Genomic DNA, 18,347 nt, shown 5'->3' on the forward strand with positions numbered 1-18,347 from the left:
GCGGGCAGCGCGCTATATGCAGAGCGTGCGTTCATCGGGTGATCGGCGTGGCGCCGGTCACGGCGAGAGACAGGGACCAGAGCCGGGCCGCCTCGTCGGGGGCGATGGCGTATGCGCGGACGCCGCCGTCGTCCATGGGGGTGCCGGGTGCAGAGACATGCGCAACGTCGCAGTCCTCCAGATAGAGGCCGCCGCTGTTGTCGAGGAGCGGGGACGTGGCGGCCCACAGGCCGGTGGCGGCCCCCTGGGAGGGGGTCTTGAAACCGTCACCGATGACGTTGCCGTGCTCGTCCACCCAGCCGCGGTCGATCTGCTCCCGGAGAGGCATCTCCCGCTGGAGTCCAGTGATGATTTTGCCGGGGTGGAGGACGAATGCCCGGATGCCGTCGTCTTTTCCGAGGGCGTCGAGGTGCACGGCGAACAGGGCGTTGGCGGTCTTGGCCTGGCCGTAGGCCAGCCACTTGTCGTAGCCGGTACGGAAGTGCGGATCGTGCCAGCGGATGCCGGTCAGGGTGTGCCCGGCCGAGCTGTTGACGACGACGCGCGCGCCGTCCGCGGCGGCGAAAAGCGGGTAGAGCTCGCAGGCGAGGGTGAAGTGCCCGAAGTGGTTGGCGGTGAGCTGCCCTTCCCAGCCGGGCCCGACGCGTCGCTCCGGGGTGGCCATGACTCCGGCGACGGCCATCAGGAGGTCGAGCCGGTCGAGACGGCTGCTGATGTGCGCGCAGGCTGAGCGGACGCTGTCGAGGTCGGCCAGATCCATGGGGATGACCTCGCAATTCTTCACCTCCTTCAGAGCAGCACGCGCAACGTCGGGGCGGCGGGCGGGAACGACGACCCGTGCTCCTGCGGCCGCCAGAGCCCGGGTGGTCTCAAGGCCGAGCCCGGAATAGCCCCCGGTCACCACGGCTGTCCTTCCGGAGAGATCGAGGCCGTCCACGACGTCCTCGGCAGTGGTGGACGCGGAGAAGGGCGAGCCTAGCGGCTGCTGATCAGTAATGGTCATGCAGCAGACGCTACGATCTAGAGAGAGGTCTAGATCAAGTCCGGAGGTGAGCGGCATGACGACCACCGAGGCTGCCGTGCAGTCGCTGAGCATCGGCGAGGTAGCCGAGCAAACCGGACTGAGCGTGCACGCTCTGCGCTTCTACGAGCGCGAGGGACTGCTCGTCGGACCTGTCCAGCGCACACCCGGCGGCAGACGGCGCTATACCTCCTACGATGTCGACTGGCTGCTGATCTGCGTCAAGCTCCGCGAATCCGGCATGCCGCTCGCCGACCTCAAACACTTCGCCGAACTGGTACGCCAGGGACCGGGCAACGAAGAGGCACGTCTGCGACTACTGGACGCCCATCGGCAGCGCGTCGACGCACAGATCCAGGCGCTGGAGGAGTGCCGCTCCGTCATCGCCTGGAAGGTCGACGTCTACGCCGAACACCTCGCCCGCGGTGAAGCCAACGGGCTCTGGGATCCGACAACCTGAGGTAACCGCCTCGGGTGCGCTACGCCGGCGATAGTGCGACAGGCCCCGGCTCCGCGGCTGCAAAGGTCCGCCCTGCCGAAAGCGTCATCAACGTCCTGACCCGCAACAACTAGATGTACTGACCCGGGAGGTTGGTCAAGCGGGTGATGGGTGGCTTGTTCCCAAGGGCGGTATGCGGCCGGTGGTGGTTGTAGGTGTGCAGCCAGTCGGAGAGGGCGCCCCTGCGTTCGGCTTCTGAGACGTAGCAGCGGGCGTATCCCCACCCGTCAGCGAGGGTGCGGTGGAATCTCTCGATCTTCCCGTTGGTCTGCGGCGGCGGGGTCGCGTGCGTGAATGCTTGATCCGAAGTTCGGTGCAGGTGTCGCGCCAGAGGTGTGACACGTAGGCGGCGCCATTGTCGGAAAGCACCCGCTCGACGGTGACGCCTCGGTCGGCGAACCAAATCACGGCTCGGCGAAGTACGGCGACAGCCGTGGCCGCGGTCTCGTCGTCGTGTATCTCTGCGTAGGCGATACGAGAGTGGTCGTCGATGACGGTGTGAACGAATGCGTAGCCCATCTTTGGGTTGTGGTGCCGATTCTTCGGTTTCCCTTTTGTTCGCGCGCGGTTGCGTATGCCTTGCGCGCGACCGACGAATCGCCATCCGCCTCCGTCGGGAATGTTGCCGAGCTTCTTGACGTCGACGTGGATCATCGCCCCTGGGTGAGAGTGTTCGTAGCGGCGTACGGGGTCGCCCGTAGCACGATCGAGGTAGCTCAGACGGCTGATGTGGCAGCGCCGAAGCACCCGGTGCACGGTCGATGGCGCGCCCCCGGTCAAGGCAGCGAGCTGGACAGGGCCGATGCGCTTGCGCAGGCGCAGCGAGACGATTCGTTTCGTCGTTGCTGCTGGCGTCTTCGCAGGGCTGGTGTGTGGTCGGGAGGATCGGTCGGTCATGGGCTGCCCGGCTGCGTATCGGCTCGCCCATCGCTTGACGGTTGGCCATGAGCATTGGAATCGGGCGGCGACTTCGCGGATCGGGACTCCCTGGTCGACGACCAGTTGGGCGACCTTGAGCCGCGCTCGTGGGGTCAGGGCGGCGTTGGCCTGACTCACAGACTCAGTTCCTTTACCTGGGCTGCCTCAGGACATGCTGTCGGCTGCTTGAACGCGTGCAGTGACAGCCAAACGGCAAAAAGGAGGCTCGCGACACAGATTCCGAGTGCGACGTGGTAGCCAGTTTCGAATGCGCGACGGGCCGTGCCCTGCAACTGAGCGGGGATTGCATGGAGGTCGCCGGTGGCGATGGTGCCGGGGGCGGAGTGCGTGTGCCCGTATCGCGATGCGACCCAGGTGTGGTGGGTCACCCCCGCGCCGATGGCGCCGACGAGCGCAAGGCCTACGGCGGTGCCGAGCTGGCGTGAGGAGTTCAGTACCGCCGAGGCGGCACCCGCTACGGGCGCGGAGACGTCGCGCATGGCCACGTGGGTGATCCCAGGAACCAGCAGTCCGAAACCGACTCCGGCGACCAGGTATCCGATACCTGCCACGGCGAATGGGGTGGTTGGCGTCAAGGTGCTCAGTGCCGCCACACCGAGCGCTCCGCCCGTGCTGCCCGTGGTCACGATGGCACGTGGCGTGAAGCGTTGGCTGAGTTTGCCGGCCATCTGCGCGGCCACGAGGAAGGGGGCGTTCATCAGCAGCCACGACAGGCCGGTGTGAAGTGCGGACCAGCCGAGGAGGTTCTGGAACATCAAGGTGACGTAGTAGAGCGTGCCGCTGAAGGCCAGGTAGCTGGTGAAGTAGATGAAGCAGGCACCGATGAACGCCGAGTTGCTGCGCACCGCTTTCGGTACCAGGGGATCGGTGGCGCGGCGTTGCCACTGCACGAACGCCATGAGAATAAGCCCGCCACCGATAAGCGGCAACAGGGTTCGGGACGGATTCCAGGGCACCTCCGTCGCGGTGATCAGCCCGAAAGTCACTGAGGCCAGGCCCACCGACGCGAGCACGACGCCCGGAACGTCAAGCGGCCGTGACTCGGATGTCGTAGCGGCCCGCGGGACGGTCAGCAGGATCAAGGCACCCGTGACGACAATGATCGGGAGATTGACCCAGAAGATCGTTGACCAGCCGAAGGCCGACAGCAGCAGGCCGCCGACGATCGGGCCCGCGCCGAAGCCGATGCCGCCGATCGCTGCCCACCAGCCGATCGCGTGACCGCGCTGTTCCGGCGGGTAGGTATCGGTCAGTACGGCGAGGGTGAGCGCCAAGATGTCGGCGCCGCCAACTCCCTGACCGATCCGCGCGCCCACAAGCGTCGCGGGGCTTGACGCCAGCGCTGCTCCGGCAGAGCAGAGGCCGAAGACGACCAGACCGGCCAGCAAGACCGGCCGGTGGCCAAGCCGATCACCGAGCGCACCCATCAACGGGATCAGTGCGGCCAGCCCGAGTGCGTAGCCGCTGATGATCCACTCCAACGAGCCTGGCGCCACCTGCAGCTCATGCTGAATCGTCGGGAGGGCGACATTGACGATCGTGACGTCGAGCTGGATCACGAAGCCGGCCAGACACAGCGCCAGCAGCGCCATCCGGCGTCGTCGTCGGGGATCTAGGGTTGGCGCTGATTGGTTCGGGGTCATCACATCGTGCTCCTGTCACGTTCTCGCCCGTGGGCGTGTCACAGGCACTGACACCCCGCAACACGAGGACGTGACTGGATGGACTCTGCCGAACAGCTCAGCCGACACTTCGAAGAGAGCCGTCAACGGCTGACCGCACTGGCCTACCGGATCCTCGGCAACAGCGCGGACGCAGAAGACGCCGTCCAAGATGCCTGGGTTCGCCTCAGCCGCCCCGGCGCAACAGACGTCGCCGCCGTCACCAACCTTGAGGGATGGATGACGACCGTCGTCTCACGCACTTGTCTCAACAAACTCAGAGCACGAACCGCGCGGCCCGAGAATCCAGCGGACGCAGCCGGGCCCGAACTCCACGTGCGCCCCGATCAGGCACTGAGCCCAGAAGATCAGGCTCTTCTCGCCGAGCAGGTCAGCCTGGCGCTCCACATCGTTCTACAAAGCCTGACACCACCCGAGCGCCTCACGTTCGTGCTGCACGACTCCTTCGGAATGCCGTTCAACGAGATCGCCAACGTCCTCGGCAAGTCGACCGAAGCTACCCGCAAACTCGCCAGCCGCGCGCGTCAACGAGTGCACGCCGTAGATCCCGCCGAGATCGAGACCAACCCCGCCAGTCAACGCAGCGTGGTCAACGCCTTCTTCGCAGCATCCCGCGACGGTGACATCGACGCGCTTCTCACTCTGCTGCACCCCGAGATCACCTTCCACGCCGACGGCGGAGCCACCCGGCCTGCCGCGTCCGCCACGATCCGCGGCCCAGAGAACGTGACACAACGCGCAGCGGCATTCGCCATCCCGGACGCCACGTTCCAGCCCATCACGCTCAACGGCAGCGCAGCCGTTATCGTCCGCAGCAACCGCCAACCCATCTCGATCATGGCCTTCGTGATCGCACACGGCCGAATCGCCCAGATCTACTCACTGCTCGACCGACCGCGTATCGAGCAACTGATCAACGGCATTGGGTAGGCCCACCAGCCCAGCGACAACGGAACTCTCCAGAGCGCTCTTCGCTGAGCCGCTCAACCAATGTCCCGGGTCAGTACAACTAGAAGCCGTGTCACCAGATATTCCCGCAGGTCACAGGCATACAGTCGCTTCGTTCCGGCACCGGGATCGCAGGTTGAACTCAAGCCGGCCCGCCCGTCGCTCGCAGGTTCTGGCCTGTGATCCACCCGCCGTCCGGACGCACGAGAAACGCGACTACATCGGCCACGTCGGACGGTTGACCCGGTCGGCCAAGCGGTGTCATGCCGATGACCGTTTGGAGGGCTTGCGGGGTGGGGTTGGTTCCATGGAGCAGCTCAGTGTCGGTCGCGCCGGGAGAGACGGTGTGCCCGGGAGCTCGGGCCACGCGGCATCACGGTCAACTGGTCCTCGTGGGTAAGGTCGCGCCGGACGGCGCGGGCCGCGGTCCTGGGCGCTTCAAGCTCCTGGGCCCAAATCCTGGTGCCGGACGCGGACTTCAGCACCGGCCGGAAGAACGTCTGGCCGTCGACACTGCAGCCGGTGCCAGGCTCGGCCTGTCGCGCGGCCGCGAGCATCGCTGCGGCCTGGAGGCGGTTGCGTTGGCTGGTGCTGACGAGGAGTGGAAGCACGGGCAGTCGTTCCCGTGTGCGCTGGTCCAGGGAGGCAACCTCCGGTGGCAGGCGAAGGGAGTCGATGCCCGGGTGGTGGGTTTCCAGGTTCCTCCTGAACAGACTCCCCAACGTACGGGAGACGGCCGACAGCGACGTGAGTCCAGCGCAGGCTGCCTCTCGCACAGGTAGTCACCGTGAGCGGTGGCCCCGACAGCGGCAGGACCGCCCTCGCCGTGCGGCTGCTCGGCCGCCTCATACGCGCCCACGCTTGCTCAGCACGCTGTTCGTCGCCCCACTGCCTGCTCGCTGTCATCGCACCGCTCAGGATCGCTGGTGGGCCGCGCGTTCCCAGATGCGTACCGTCTGTTCACTCGCAGGCTGCGGGGCGGCTTCGATGACTTGGCCGTGGCCGTTGTCCGGGTCGGCGAAGGGGGTGGTGGCGAAGACGTACAAGGCATCGGTCGCGAGCATGGGGCCGGCCGCTTCGACCGCGACCCGGACGGTGCCGGAACGGTGCCCCTTCTGCACGCTGTGCACGCGTACCTCGTACTGCTGCCAGTCAACGTCGTCGACCCGGTGTCGGCCACGGGTGCTGAGGACGGTCGCGGTGAACACGTCATCCGCGGTCGCCGCCACCTGTGCGGGGTCGGACGGGTCGTAGCCGGTCAGGGATTCGGCCGGGGCCACGGCGGTGGTCAGCTGCTGGTAGCCGATCCAGCCCAGGCCGGACAGCGCGAGAGCCGCGCCGGCGACCAGGGCCGCGAGCCGGATGCGGGTCATCGGGTCACCTCCAGAGTTTGTGGTAGTTGCGGCGGTCTGCGGTGGTCGGCCGGCCGTTGTCGGGGAGGAAGAAGAAGTCGCCCTCCATCAACGTCCGGTACCAGTCGACCTTCTTGTGACAGAAGCCGAGCGCGTGGCCCAGCTCGTGGGCGGCCACGCGGCGCCGGTCGCTGGTGGTGCCGTGCACTTTGTTCTTGTCGAGGTAGGCGCGGTTGAGGTAGATCGTGTCGGCGCCGGGGAACGGCGTGTACCGGCCGTAGACGTTCTTCCAGCCCGGCCCGGTCGCCTTCTTGTCCTGCCACTGCAGGTCGGCGATCGTGCCGCCGTCGTCCGGCTTGATCTTCACCTTGTTCAGGCCGTGGGAGGTCCAGGCATGGTGGGCGTGGCGGATCGCGTCGTCGAACACCGTCTCGTCCTCCCAGCGCACCTCCTTGTCGTCGACGGCCGAGCGGCCGCGGGAGTCCTTCTGACCGCCGGTGCACTTGGCCGGCGCCGCCAACTGGGCTGCGGCGACGGGCGGGTGCGGCATAGCGAGCAGGACCGCGGCCAGGGCCGCGGTGCTCCATCCGAGATCGGATCTCATGAAACTCCCAAGGGCGGGGACGCGGGGGTAGATTGCGAGGGATTCAGCTCGATCGGGGGAGCGCGGTCAGCGCGCGGACGTCACCTCGACCGGCGCATTCGGACGGCGCTCGAACTCATCGGCAAGGGCCGCCTTCTCCTGTGGGTCGAGGGCGAGTTGCCAACGCAGTTTCGTGGCGGCCCAGTCTGCGACGTAGGTGCAGCGCTCCCCGGCGAAGGGCGGCAACCACTGGACCGGGTCCCGGTCGCCCTTGGCCCGGTTCGTCTTCGCCGACACCGCGAGCAGCGAGCGCGCACCACCGAGACCGTTCGCGTACGCCTCGCGCTCCCTCGACGACCACCTGGAGGCCCCCGAGCCGCCAGCGGCACCAGGTGGTCAATGTCGGCGTCATCGATGTACTGATTGTCGTAGGCGGAATACCACTCGCCGCCGCTGACGTGACACGCGGCGTCAACCGTCGGCGTGATGAACGCCTCTGCCTTCAGAACCTCTGCTCGGGTGTCGCAGCCGTCGTGATCGGCATCGACCCAATGGTGGAACTTGGTGCGCTGGTAGCCGGTACGGTCCTCCGCCTTCACCGGCAGCACCGTGAGGGCGCTGGTGACCGGCATCGTCACTTCATCACCTGGGTCCCCGAGCGGGCATCGGATCGGCCGGCGCCGCGACGGCAAGCAGGGCGGCAGCGGCCGTGGCGGCCGTCATGAGGAAGCGCACGATGTCCCGTTCCATAAGATCCAACTGGTCGTGAACTTCGTAGCGATATCCATGCGCGCACGTCGACGACACACCGGCGCCCCTCCCCCAGACGGGGTGAAACGGGGAAGATCTCGCATCCGCTTGTTGACGACCTGGAGTTACTACACGCCGCTACCGGCACACAGCCCGGTGACCGCCGCCGAGCCGAGCCCACCGCGTCACCGCTCCGGACCACCGTCAGACCGCGGCTGAGCCTGGGGCATCGAGCAGGCTGTGACAGTCACCGACACCCGCCTCTACGGCAAGGTGACCGCGCGGGCATGGGACCGGCTGCATCCAAGACTCACCCGGCGGCCGGCCTGGATCGAGTAGGACGGACTACTGCCCCTCATCGAGGGCACCGTCAGCAGCCTCGCTGTGGAGGAGCTGCCCAGCGGTGGGGTGAACAAGCCGGTCTGGCTGTGGTGGTCGGGCACCGGGGCCAGCGCGGCGGACGTCGACCGCTGCTGGCAGTCCTTCCTCCGGCGTTTCGACCTGGAGCACACGTTCCGCCTGCTCAAGCAGACCCCCGGCTGGACCAAACCCCGGCTTCGCAGTTCGGATGCGGCCGACCGGTGGACCTGGCTGGTGATCGGCGCCTACGCCCGGCTCCGGCTCGCCCGGCGACTGGCCACCGACCTCCGCAGACCCTGTGAGAAACCGACCGAGCCGAACAGACCCACCCCTGCCCGTGTTTGGCGGGGGTTCAGGAACCTGCGCACGAAGACCGGCACTCCTGCCGGTGCACCGAAACTGTCCCGCCCGGGGCCTGGCCGACCTCCGGGCTCGAAGAACCGTCACCCCGCCACCCGTCACGACGTGGGCAGAGTCCTCGCCACCGGCGAGTTATACGGCCGCCCGGCCCACCACAAGACCGGCACCAAACCAGGGCGCGGAACGCCGCTCTCCACCGAAACTGAGAACTCCCCTTCCCTGAGGTTCAATTGCAGCGTCGCATGACGCGACAGCAGCAGGATCAGGGGGATGAGTCGTTCATCATTGGCGTGCTGACCTTGACGTTGTTCATCCTGGCCATCATGTGGGCCGTCCTCGGAGTCCACGCTCTTTTTCTCGGCCGCATGCCGGGCCGCCGGCTCCAGCAACGAGTGCGGCAACCGAGGCTCTGGGGAGCAGGGGCCCTACTGATGCTGGTCAGCTGGAACGTTCACTCGTCCTCGCTCCTCGCCATAGGAATCGGCCTCGTCGCATGGGGGCATGTCGTGAAGCCCACGCGTTGAATCCGCCAACCGCACCGCACCGCACCGCACCGCACCAGAGGTTGAACGGCAAGCCGAGAACCTGTTCGTGAACCCCAAGTAGGCTCACGACGCCATGGAACAGCTACCCGAGAGCGTAGATCGCGACATTCTGGATCATCGAATCATCCCTGCGCTCATGGCTATCCGCGGAGCATCGGGGTGCGGTCTTCACCAGGCGATCGATGTCTTCGCCCAACGGTATGAGGAGCTTCGGCGTGACCGTCCAGACGACTTCGGTCTGAGCCGTGATGCATACGGCAGGGGCTTCTACTCCTGAGATCAAGGGTTCTCGGACAGGCCCTGAGGCACCTGGCCCACGGCGCGGACGGATCACCCGAGCGAGGAGTCTCGCAGTTCCCGGTCCGCGGCAGTGCTACCGTGCGGCGCAACATCAACTGGCCATCTCTCAAGGGATGTTGTGCCGAGCGATCCCGGGACGGGCGAGGTCATGGGTGCGGAGGCAGAGGAAGAGCATCCGGAGCTGGGGTGCCGTCGCGGCGCCTACCGCCCGCAGCGCAGAAGGCCCGCCGCGTACGTCCGGCTCATGCTGGCCCTGATCCCCTTCGCCGGGCTGGCCTACCTCCTGACGCTCCTCCTCGGTGCGCTCTTCGGCTGGGACGGCGCCACCCTGGCCGAAGTGGTCGGCGGCCTTGCGTTGTTGGTGCCGTTCGCCGTCAGGGCGCAGTGGTACCGGCGCCACGCGCGCGTGGAGCTCCGTCTGTACGAGCGCGGCCTCGCCGCGATCGCGGCGGACGGCGGCGAGACGGTCTATAGCTGGGCATCGGCCACCGTGTTCACGAACGGAGCGCACCACTACAAGTTGTGCAACCCCGAGGGGAAGCTCATCACGCTCGGGGCAGCGGACCGTCGCCCCATGCTCGGCGGGGAGAGGATCCGGGGCGTACGCACCCGAACGGTGATCAGAGGCGCTCAGCTCCCGCGGGAGGAGGAGTGGGGCCCGGCGATCCTGCAGGGCGTGGGGGGCGCGCAGCCGGCCTCCGCCGTCGTCGAGAGGGTCCTCGGCGGCGCCGAAGTCACCTTCGGACGTTTCGTTTTGAGCCAGGCGGGGCTGGCCGTACGGCGCAGGCACGGTCGGGCCGACTTCACTGCCTGGGAGGACATCGACTCGTTCGACGCCACGGACGACGGCGGCCTCCTGATCTCTTCGCGCGGCAGCGACTTCCCGACGCTTTTCATAGGACGGCAGTACCAGGTACCCGATCTGGACGTCCTCCTCGACGTCGTCGGCTCTCTGCGCGCCCGCGGACCTCGGTCCGTCACCGTCCCGGCGACGCGCGCCCGCGCCGACCAGGACGCGGAGAGCGAGGTGCCTGAGCAGCTTGCCTGGTACGTCACCTGCGGCGTGGGCCTGTGGGCGGCCTGGCACCTCGGCAGCGGGTCGGAGATCGACGGCCTTGGATCCGCGCTCATAGCCGTTCTCAGAGCCGCCATCGGCGCAGTCGTCGGAGCGGTCTTCGGCCTCGGACTCTCGGCAGCGGTCATGGTGGTGCCGCAAGCCGGGGGAACGTTCCTCCTCGAACCGCTCATCCGCTGGCTCCGCCACGGCCGGTACCTCGCCGCGGCCGTCCTCGCGATCTGCGCGCTCGCTCCGCCGGTGGCCCTGCTGTTCGTACTGTTCCGCGCCTTCCCTTCCCGTCTGGTCCCCCTGGTGGTGCTGCTCTTCTTCGGCGGCTGGACACTGCTGCTCGCAGTGCGGCGGTGCCTCCCCGCCGAGCGCGCGGTGGTGCGGCACCTTCCCGACCTTCCCGGGGTGTTCCTGGTCACCCTCGCCGTCCAGCAGCTCGTCTCCGGGGACGTGCTGACCACCACGCCGGCCGCCGGGCTCTTCTTCCCGCTCGCCATCTGGCTCTCCTGGCGCGGCTGGCACAGGCTGAAGGACTCGCCGCGGGCGACGGTGCAGGCCGCGGCCGACATCGTCGTGTCCGTGGAACTCGGCCTCGTGCTCACCGTGTCGCTCGTGTGGCTGGCCAACGTGCTGTCGTTCGCCCCGCCCCAAGTCACCGTCGTACGCGCCTTGGCGGAGCGGATCCAGGGTCTTACGGAGGTGGACTGGCGGTACTGGCTGGCGGCGTACACGCTGCTGGCGGTGGGCAGTTATGTCGTCCTTCGCTGGCCGGAGCGCATCGCGCGGATCCGGCGTCGGCTGCGTCCGGCCCGGTTCGCCGGGGCGCGGCTGCCGCTGGGCCTCACCGCCAACTTCGGTCGACGGTCCCTGTCCGGGATCAACGTCTGCATCATGGTCGCCCTGCTGTTCCTCGTCGTCCTCGCTCCGGTGTCCGAGGGGACGTGGCAGCATCCCGTGGCCGAGAGGTACGCGCTGGAGGTGCAGCGCCGGCAGTACGCCGAAGGCTCAGCGGCCGCCTACGAGGAGATCCATCGGCACGTCACGGCACATCCCCGGGACGCCGCCCGCCTCAGGGACGTGGTCCTGGCCGTGCAGCGGGCCGCTCCTTCGCGGCGCGGGGAGCCCGTGAACGGGACGGCGTTGGACATCGCGCGGCAGGTCGGCCGCTTCAACGGCGCCACGATCACGCCCGACGGGCCCGCCCCGTCACCGTCCGCCCAGCAGCCGGAGCCGGAAGCCGCCGACGGCCTCGACGGCCGGCTCGACCAGCTCGACGAGGCCCAGCGCAGTGCCGCGGAACGGGAGCAGCGGACCGACCGGTTCGCCGAGCTCGCCTCCCTCGCGATTACCCGCACGTTCGACGCCATCGACCTGGGCGACAACCAGGTCGTCGCGCTGGTCAAGGAGTATCTCGGCGGGATGGTGGAGGACGGCCCGGTCAAGAAGATGTTCCTGCGGTGGGGCGAACGAGTCGGGCAGGAGCCGCCCGACGGCGACCGGTTGGTGCCCATCGACGTCCACCGCCTGACCGCCGTCGCCTACGAGCGCACCCAGGCGGCGGTCACCCGCGCCGATGCCGGTCTGCTCGCCTTCTACGGCCGCTTCGGTTTCGGCGCCCCCGCCGAGGACACGTCACTCACGACCGCGGTCGACCTGGCGAATCAGCACCGGTATCTTCGGCAGGGCACCGGATCCTGCTCGGGCTGTGTCCGATCCACGAGCGACGGCTCCCGTACGGGCGGAGGTGGCGGCGGCGGGCGCCGCTGAGCCGACGCCGCCGTCCCGCGGGATGTGGCCGGCCACGCAGCGCAAGAACTACAAGGCCGGACACCTGGACGCCGAGCGGACCGGTGAGCTCGACCAGCTGGGGATGGTCTGGTCGCACCAGTGCCTCGCGTTCGAGGAAGGCCTTGGTGCTGCCCATGAATGGGCCGCCGGACAGGGGCACTTCCTGCCACCCGTCACCGCCGTGTGGAACGGCTGCCCCGTCGGGGCGTGGGCGAAGAACCAGCGCGCGGCCGCGAGACTTCCCCCAGCACGACCCGTGGGCAGTTACCTCCTTCAGCACCGCCTCAACAAGGCCGTGCCACAGGTGCCACCTGTCCATGACCGGCGCGATCGTCGGATCGGCGTCGAGAACGGCCTGCGCAAACGAGCCGGAGCCATCCCGGCAGACCACCCGGATCGAGGGGTGGTCCCGCAGCCAGGCGGTAACGGCCGGGGCCCGCCGGTCGGGCAACACCTCGATCCGCTCGCCGGTGTCGGCGCCCGTGATGATGACGGGTATGTCGGTCGCCCTTGAGCAGGGCAAACTCGTCGATCCCGGTCACCCGCGGTGCCCGGCGCTCGGGCAGGACGATCCGCATCAGGCAGTTCAGCACGCTCGCCCAGGTCCGCGTGTTGTCGGACGTCATGTTGCGGCGCGGAGGTACGTGAGTTGGGGTCGACCGGCAACTGTTCTGGGTGGGTGGCGGCGCACCTCACGTCTCCGCGGAGGAACCGCTCGGCCGCTGAAGCGATCTGGCTTTGCGGGAGCGGACCTTGGGACTGCGGGACGGAATGCCGATCCTGGTCTCGCCGGAGAGCCGGGTCGGCCCACGGCTGAGCAAGGTGAGTACCGGCGCGGTGCGCGCGTCTCACGGGCCGTGCCGTGTCGGGTAGTGGGCAGTTGCGGTCTGCAGTCGGTAGGACGGGCAGCCGGCTGGAGCCCGCGGAGAGACACCGCAACACACTGACATTCGCCACGGAATTGACGGGGGGCGAGGACGTCGGCGGTGTGCTCGGTCTGGTCGATCCGGCTCGCCGTCGTTATCAGGTCTCGACGGGTACGTGTTCCGCGTGGACCGACACGGCGGTGAGGTAGAGACCGTCGCCGCTGAGCCGGAGCGTCGGGGGCAGGCTGTCCCTGAGGGCATCCGAAACCTCGGCGGTCGGGTAGCCGAAGAGGTCGATGCCGCGGAGGACAACTGGGCAGGCAGACGGCCCAGTGAGTGTGAAGGGGTCGCGGGTGAGGCCGATGCCGGCCAGGCCAGGGGTGTCCTGGTGCCAGCCGCGGCGGTCCGTAGTGTCGCCGTATGCGTCCAGCGTCAGGCCCCGGTACTGCGCACTGAAGGCCCAGCGGGCGCCACAGACCCAACCAACGCGAACATCCGCGACGGTGGCGACAGCCCACTGGGCGGTGCGCTCGTCCATGCCGAAGCGGAGGGCGCCGGCACAGCCAGGGAGCCGGAGACCGACTTCGGGGAGTAACTCGAACATGCGGAGATGGTCCCAATGAATGACACTGCGCCACAAGCCGGAAACGATGGCAGTACGCCTCGGCCACCGGCGGCAGCCACTCGGCAGGGTCCTGATCACGTACAGGATGCCGACGAGTGCCGCCCGGTCCGCACCACGCGACCGTCCGGGGCAGCGGTGGCGTCGCTCGGGAGCGGGCGGCAGCAGCGGAGCAATCCGCTCCGACAGGTCGTCAGGAACAAGATCAGCACGCACCCCGGACACACGGTCCGACCAAGATCGACGAGCGCAATGCCCATGTCGACCGAGATCATCACGTGCGCTACCCAACTCATCACCATCCCTGGACTGGAACGGCCAGTGCTCTCGCCGGAACTTTCCGAGCGGATGGCTCAGGGGCCAGCTCGCGGAACATCATTCTGGAAGGATCAGTAAGTGTGAGCACGGCAGATCTGAAGTACAGGCATGCGGGTGAGCGCCGAGGAGCAGGTGGCTTACTGGATGGGGCGCTGGGTGTTCTGCCCCGGTCCGCGCACCAGAGATCCCATTGGCTGGCGGGAATCAGGGATGTTGGCCTCGCCTGACCAGCGTCAGAGGCCAGGCGTGAGTGCCGTGAGATCGATGACGGTCTTCCCGCGGCGGGGGCCTGTCCCCGCCGCCGCGTGTGCTTCGGCCGCCCGGCTGGCAGGGAAGACCGCCTGGACCGGTACGTGGAACAGTCCCTTTTCGGCGAGATCTGCAGCGACGGCGAGTCCGTGGCGCCCGTCGGGCTGGCCGCCGTACTGGCCGAGGGAGAGGCGCACCTCACGGCTGGGGCCGGTGAAATCCGCCAGGGTGACCACCGACTGAGGTCCGTTGGTGAGTCTGATGAGTTCGTCGAGCGAGCCGGCTCCGGCCACGTCGAGCGCGCGGTCGACGCGTGAGATGCCCAGCGCGCGAACCCGCTCGGGCAGGCCAGGCCCGTAGGGCAGAGGGGTCGCGCCGAGACCGGAGAGGAATTCTTCGCTGCCGGGGCGGCCGGTCCCGACGACACGGGCTCCGCGAGCCACGGCCAGCTGCACGGCGATGCTCCCGACGCCACCCGTCGCGCCGTCGATCAGCAATGTCGTGTCCATCTCCTCGGGCACGCCGAGCAGGTCCAGAGCACGTGTCGCTGTCTCCACGCTCGTCCCGGCGGCACCTGCCTCCTCCCAGGACATAGCGGCCGGCTTCACCGTCCAGAACGCCAGGACGGCGAACTGCGCGCTCGCCCCGCCCAGTCGGGCGACATCGACGGCGCCGAACACTTCGTCTCCGATGGCAAAGCCTTCGACGCCCTCGCCGACCTCGTCGATCACGCCGGCCGCGTCCACGCCAGGGATGTGGGGCAGGGCAAGGCTGTCGCGTGAGGGTGATTCACCGGCCCGCAGCGCGAGGTCGACCGGCGAAACCGCGCTGGTGCGGACCGCGATGCGCACCTCGCCCGGGCCTGCGTGCGGCTCGGGCGCGGAGCGGACGCCGAGTACGTCGGGAGAGCCGAAACGGTCGAACTGTACTGCTTGCATGCTCACCTCTCCGGACCGGAATTTCCGGGCGCTGCCTTACGGTAAACATGGATGTGGAGCAGCTGTTCCGTATCAGGCTGAAGTGAGAATCCCGGAGATCGAAGTGACTCGGAAACCACGCATGGACGCCGAGCTCAACCGTCGCCGTATCATCGCCATCGCCCGCGCCGCCTTCGCCGACGAAGGGCTCGACCTGCCGATGCGCGAGATCGCCCGCCGCACCGGTCTGGGTATTGCCACGGTCCATCGGCACTTCCCGGCACGCACCGACCTCGTCACGGCGGCGCTCGCTGAACTTGTCGCGGAATGCCGTGGGGACATGCAGGCATGTCTGGACGAGCCCGATCCCTGGCGCGCGCTCAGCGGCGCCGTACATAGCTTCGCGGAGCACCGGTTGCAGGACCGCGGGCTGAATGAGGCTCTGTTCGGTTCCCACCCGGCGGCGGCAGCCTTCGCTGTCGACCGCCGCGAACAGGCACGGGCAATGGAGCAGCTCGTAGACCGCGCCCGCGAGGCCGGTGCAGTGCGTCCGGACGTCACGGTGGAGGACGTACGCGTATGCCTCGGCGCCATTGCCTCGTTCCGTCTGGCGCACTCCTCCACAAACCTTCAGCGACTCGTCGAACTCCTCCTGATCGGGCTGGCAGCGGACGACAGCACATCCCCCGAGATCAGCGCACGGCTTCTCCGCGCACGTCGACGAGCCATACGGTGAGGGCGGGGTTGATCTGAGATCCGCACGTGCACCGTCTCCAGCTTCCCGGCCTCATCCAGCGAGAGAAGGTCCCGCGCCACCACAGACCGCAACGACGCCCGATCCCGCGTCCCGGAATCGGCAGCCGCTGTCTCGGGTGGAACCGGGAACGATGACACCGGCAGCGGCGGGAGTGCGGATGGCGGAACGCCCCTCATGCCCACCAGCGCACTCCCCTGCCCTGATCAAGAGCACAGGAATATTCGCCCCCACCCCAGACAGAGGCGGGGTGTGCCAGGCCGACCATTCACAGCGGACAGCACATCGACCGCGCATCAGCCCGTGAACCTCCCCGCCCGAACACCGTCCTCCGCCCTCAGCGCGTCGATGACGCGCAAAGCATCGCCGCATCCGAGCGTGCTGCACGCGTCAGGTGCGGCCGTCCACGCCGCGTGGCACAGTGCCCGCAAGGCGTCCATCGCGGTGCCGGAGCCTTCCAGGGCAAGGTCCGTCGCAGAGGTCGGGCGCGCTCTCCACCCGTTGCAGCGCGACCACCCCTCGTGAGTCTTCTCGGTCGTCGGGTGTGCTTGCAGGAGGCCCGTCCTGAGATCGGCGGCGATGTACGTGGGCCGCTCCTGCGGGGCGGCCGCGACGAGGCCCTTCGGGGACGTCACGCCGGTGAGGACCAGCAGGGAGTCGCAGTCGTTGTGGTGGCCCGCGGCGATGTCCGTGTCCAGACGGTCCCCGACGCACAGGGGCCTGGCGGTCTTGGTGCGGGTGGCTGCCAGTCGGTGGATGGGTGGGTACGGTTTGCCGGCGATGAAGGGTTTCTGCCCTGTGCTGGTACGCAGCAGGTCGACGGCGGCTCCGTTGCCGGGGGCCGGCCCCCGGTCGGTCGGGATGGTGGGGTCGGGGTTGGAGGCGTACCAGGCGGCGCCGGCGTTGATCGCGTGGCAGGCTTCCGTGAAGCGGCTGAAGGGCATGTCGGGGCCGCCGAATCCCTGGGCCACCGCGTCGGGCCGTTCGTCGGCCGACTCCACGATCTCCAACTGAGCTTCCCGCAGGGCGGTTTCGAGTCCGCAGCCTCCTACGACCAGGACGCGGGCCCCCTCCCCATGGCGGTCGGCGATCACCGCGGCAACGGCCTGGGCGGAGCTGATGATGTCCTGCGGTGGTGCGTCGACGCCGTGGCCGCGGAGCCTTTCGGAGACCTGCTGCGGGGTGCGCAGGGCGTTGTTGGTGACGAACGCGAGGCGCATGCCCTCGGCTTCGGCCTGCTCCAGCGCATCCGCCGCGCCGTCGACGGGCTGCGAGCCGAGGTAGAGGACGCCGTCGAGGTCGAGGAAGGCGCAGTCATAGGTCTGGGTGAGCGCGGCCGCGGGCGGCAGCGGGCGCCGTGTACGTGCGGTGGTGGTGACGGCTGGCTCCGGGATGTCGCCGGTGGTCGGGGTCACGGGTTCTCCGTGTGGAAACTGTCCAGGTCGGACCAGGCCTCGTCGGGAATCTCGGTGTTGAAGTAGTCGAGGTTGTCGGTGAGTTCCCGCGTGCTCTTGCAGCCGACGAGGACGCTTGCGATCTGGTGGTGGCGCAGCGGGTACTGCAGGGCTGCGGCCTGCAACGGCACGTTGTGGAAGGCACAGATCCCGGCGAGCTCGCGTGCCCGGGCGACCTTGTCCTCCGGTGCGTCGTCGTACTCGTAGTGTGCGTTCTCGGGGTCGGCGAGGAGACCGGAGTTGTACGGGCCTCCCACGACCACGGACACATCACGTTCCTCGCACAGGGGCAGCAGTTCGCGGGCGGCGGGCTGTTCGAGGAGGGTGTAGCGGCCGGCGCACAGGATGACGTCGAGGTCGAGGTTCCTGACCATGCGGAGCAGGAAGTCGTCCATGTTCAGCCCGAACCCGATGGCCTTGAGCAGGCCCTGGGCGCGCAGATCGTCGAGGGTTTCGAAGACCTCGTGGGCGGTGCGGTCGTCGAAGGTGGTGCTCTCCTCCTTCTCGTAGAAGTCGCAGTCGTGGCAGTAGACGATGTCGACGTGATCGGTTCCCAGGCGTTCCAGGGACCCCTCGAGTCCGCGCTTGAGTCCGTCGCGGGACCAGTCCCAGGTGAAGGTGTACGGGGTGGATCCGGCGAACATGGCGTCGGGTTCGCGGTGGCGGCCGTCGGGGAGTTTCTCCAGCCGCCGCCCGACTTTGGTGGACAGGGTGAAGCGACTGCGGTCGGCCTCGCGCAGAGCGTCGCCGTAGCGCAGTTCTGCCAGTCCGGTGCCGTAGAAGGGCGCCACGTCCAGGTAGCGCACTCCCTGGTCGAGGGCGGCACGGACGGTGTCGACGGCCTGGTCGTGGTCGACGGGTTCGTACAGTCCGGCCAGGGCGACGCCGCCCAGGCCCAGGACGCCGACCTCGACATCCTGCCGGATGAGCTGGTTGGTCTGCGTGTGTTTCATGTACTGCTCGCCTCCTCGGCG

The 18,347-nt window shown here is 68.3% G+C and carries 14 protein-coding genes and 5 pseudogenes; 6 read left to right on the forward strand and 13 right to left on the reverse strand.

Annotation, left to right across the window (positions count from 1 at the left end):
- Positions 1-31: 31 nt before the first annotated feature.
- Complete coding sequence (locus AB0J02_RS32860; protein ID WP_363197470.1) at positions 32-1,003, reverse strand: SDR family NAD(P)-dependent oxidoreductase; 972 nt, start codon at positions 1,001-1,003, stop codon at positions 32-34.
- A 55-nt stretch (positions 1,004-1,058) separates the two neighbouring features.
- Between AB0J02_RS32860 and AB0J02_RS32865 the strand changes: the two genes are divergently transcribed.
- A complete protein-coding gene (locus AB0J02_RS32865; protein ID WP_363197471.1) occupies positions 1,059-1,481 on the forward strand; it encodes a MerR family transcriptional regulator in 423 nt (140 codons plus the stop codon).
- Between the two features lie 109 nt (positions 1,482-1,590).
- On the opposite strand, the pseudogene AB0J02_RS32870 reads toward AB0J02_RS32865, so the two are convergent.
- Positions 1,591-2,576: pseudogene (locus AB0J02_RS32870) on the reverse strand (IS481 family transposase).
- Positions 2,573-4,051 carry an MFS transporter gene (locus tag AB0J02_RS32875; RefSeq protein ID WP_363197472.1) on the reverse strand — a complete coding sequence of 493 codons (1,479 nt, stop codon included), beginning with the start codon at positions 4,049-4,051 and terminating at the stop codon, positions 2,573-2,575. The pseudogene AB0J02_RS32870 and the gene AB0J02_RS32875 overlap by 4 nt, the downstream one beginning before the upstream one ends.
- Before the next feature lie 129 nt (positions 4,052-4,180).
- On the opposite strand from AB0J02_RS32875, the gene AB0J02_RS32880 reads away from it, so the two are divergent.
- Entirely contained in the window at positions 4,181-5,071 is an 891-nt protein-coding gene (locus tag AB0J02_RS32880) for a sigma-70 family RNA polymerase sigma factor (RefSeq protein WP_363197473.1), read from the forward strand.
- 160 nt (positions 5,072-5,231) lie between these two features.
- On the opposite strand, the pseudogene AB0J02_RS32885 reads toward AB0J02_RS32880, so the two are convergent.
- The 4 genes and pseudogenes from AB0J02_RS32885 to AB0J02_RS32900 form a co-directional block, all read right to left on the reverse strand.
- Positions 5,232-5,438, reverse strand: a pseudogene (locus AB0J02_RS32885) (SDR family oxidoreductase); the annotation flags it as partial.
- Between the two features lie 565 nt (positions 5,439-6,003).
- Positions 6,004-6,462, reverse strand: coding sequence for a hypothetical protein (locus AB0J02_RS32890; protein ID WP_363197474.1), 459 nt, complete (start codon positions 6,460-6,462; stop codon positions 6,004-6,006).
- Between the two features lie 4 nt (positions 6,463-6,466).
- Positions 6,467-7,045 carry a hypothetical protein gene (locus tag AB0J02_RS32895; protein ID WP_363197475.1) on the reverse strand — a complete coding sequence of 193 codons (579 nt, stop codon included), beginning with the start codon at positions 7,043-7,045 and terminating at the stop codon, positions 6,467-6,469.
- A gap of 66 nt (positions 7,046-7,111) precedes the next feature.
- A complete protein-coding gene (locus tag AB0J02_RS32900; RefSeq protein WP_363197476.1) occupies positions 7,112-7,321 on the reverse strand; it encodes a hypothetical protein in 210 nt (69 codons plus the stop codon).
- A gap of 696 nt (positions 7,322-8,017) precedes the next feature.
- Between AB0J02_RS32900 and AB0J02_RS32905 the strand changes: the two are divergent.
- From AB0J02_RS32905 to AB0J02_RS32915, 3 genes and pseudogenes are all read left to right on the forward strand, one after another.
- Positions 8,018-8,740 (forward strand): annotated as a pseudogene (locus AB0J02_RS32905) (transposase); the annotation flags it as partial.
- On the forward strand, positions 8,737-9,018 hold the full coding sequence (locus AB0J02_RS32910) for a hypothetical protein (protein ID WP_363197477.1): 282 nt from the start codon (positions 8,737-8,739) through the stop codon (positions 9,016-9,018). The pseudogene AB0J02_RS32905 and the gene AB0J02_RS32910, both read left to right, overlap by 4 nt.
- Before the next feature lie 469 nt (positions 9,019-9,487).
- Entirely contained in the window at positions 9,488-12,172 is a 2,685-nt protein-coding gene (locus AB0J02_RS32915; RefSeq protein ID WP_363197478.1) for a hypothetical protein, read from the forward strand.
- Positions 12,173-12,530: 358 nt separating this feature from the next.
- On the opposite strand, the pseudogene AB0J02_RS32920 reads toward AB0J02_RS32915, so the two are convergent.
- The 4 genes and pseudogenes from AB0J02_RS32920 to AB0J02_RS32935 all read right to left on the reverse strand — a co-directional run.
- Positions 12,531-12,647, reverse strand: a pseudogene (locus AB0J02_RS32920) (hypothetical protein); the annotation flags it as partial.
- A 569-nt stretch (positions 12,648-13,216) separates the two neighbouring features.
- Positions 13,217-13,663 (reverse strand): hypothetical protein, encoded by a 447-nt coding sequence (locus AB0J02_RS32925; RefSeq protein ID WP_363197563.1) that lies wholly within the window; start codon positions 13,661-13,663, stop codon positions 13,217-13,219.
- Between the two features lie 87 nt (positions 13,664-13,750).
- Positions 13,751-13,897, reverse strand: a pseudogene (locus AB0J02_RS32930) (IS5/IS1182 family transposase); the annotation flags it as partial.
- 335 nt (positions 13,898-14,232) lie between these two features.
- Positions 14,233-15,186 (reverse strand): NADP-dependent oxidoreductase, encoded by a 954-nt coding sequence (locus AB0J02_RS32935; protein ID WP_363197479.1) that lies wholly within the window; start codon positions 15,184-15,186, stop codon positions 14,233-14,235.
- A 121-nt stretch (positions 15,187-15,307) separates the two neighbouring features.
- Here AB0J02_RS32935 and AB0J02_RS32940 point away from each other — a divergent pair, with 121 nt between their 5' ends.
- Positions 15,308-15,901 (forward strand): TetR family transcriptional regulator, encoded by a 594-nt coding sequence (locus AB0J02_RS32940; RefSeq protein ID WP_363197480.1) that lies wholly within the window; start codon positions 15,308-15,310, stop codon positions 15,899-15,901.
- Positions 15,902-16,215: 314 nt separating this feature from the next.
- On the opposite strand, the gene AB0J02_RS32945 is transcribed toward AB0J02_RS32940, so the two are convergent.
- Together AB0J02_RS32945 and AB0J02_RS32950 are read right to left on the reverse strand one after the other, a co-directional pair.
- On the reverse strand, positions 16,216-17,268 hold the full coding sequence (locus AB0J02_RS32945) for an HAD-IIA family hydrolase (RefSeq protein ID WP_363197556.1): 1,053 nt from the start codon (positions 17,266-17,268) through the stop codon (positions 16,216-16,218).
- A gap of 62 nt (positions 17,269-17,330) precedes the next feature.
- On the reverse strand, positions 17,331-18,326 hold the full coding sequence (locus AB0J02_RS32950; protein ID WP_363197481.1) for an aldo/keto reductase: 996 nt from the start codon (positions 18,324-18,326) through the stop codon (positions 17,331-17,333).
- Positions 18,327-18,347: the final 21 nt, after the last annotated feature.

Source organism: Streptomyces sp. NPDC050264 (assembly GCF_040655895.1).
Classification (GTDB): domain Bacteria; phylum Actinomycetota; class Actinomycetes; order Streptomycetales; family Streptomycetaceae; genus Streptomyces.